This is a genomic window from Haloferax sp. Atlit-4N, assembly GCF_003383025.1.
Classification (GTDB): Archaea; Halobacteriota; Halobacteria; order Halobacteriales; family Haloferacaceae; genus Haloferax; species Haloferax gibbonsii.
In genome coordinates, this window is the sequence record NZ_PSYY01000130.1 from 1 (window position 1) to 435 (window position 435).

Annotated in this window: 1 protein-coding gene; it reads right to left on the reverse strand. The window is 60.0% G+C overall.

Features of this window, described 5'->3' with window-relative positions; all coding sequences use genetic code 11:
* Positions 1-117: 117 nt before the first annotated feature.
* Positions 118-297: a hypothetical protein gene (locus tag C5C07_RS22065; RefSeq protein WP_233510506.1), complete on the reverse strand. Its 180-nt coding sequence runs from the start codon at positions 295-297 to the stop codon at positions 118-120.
* Between the last annotated feature and the right edge of the window lie 138 nt (positions 298-435).

Here is a 435-nt window from a genome sequence, read left to right on the forward strand (position 1 = left end):
TTCGAGGAACACCCCAACTGGAACGAGCACCGCCGCAGTCGCGATTGCTCCGAGGAGCACGATGCCGAGGAACACGAGCTGTGTCGAAAGCGTCGTGGGCGGGGCGACGAGCCCAGTCTAATACCCGATGATGGAGAATCCGACGTAGGCACCGAGCGCGAACAACTCGCCGTGTGCGAGGTTTAACACGTCGAGGATGCCGAGGACGATGGTCAGGCCCGAGGCGATGAGGAACAAGACGAACCCGTACTGGATTCCGTGGAGCGTGTGCGTGACGAAGTTTTCGAGTCCTATCATAGTGTCAAAATCGGGTGCGTCACCAACTCGAAATCCAATCGGATGCCGTAACGCCCGGTGGCGGGGCGAGTTCGGGTGGACTGTTCATCGTGACGTTCTCGAGTGCGGGTGCGCCGAGGTCGTCGTCCCAGACCATAT

What these genes read in the sequence shown, in the direction of transcription:
- C5C07_RS22065 (WP_233510506.1), bottom strand. Translation starts at nt 297, where the DNA reads ATGATAGGACTCGAAAACTTCGTCACGCACACGCTCCACGGAATCCAG.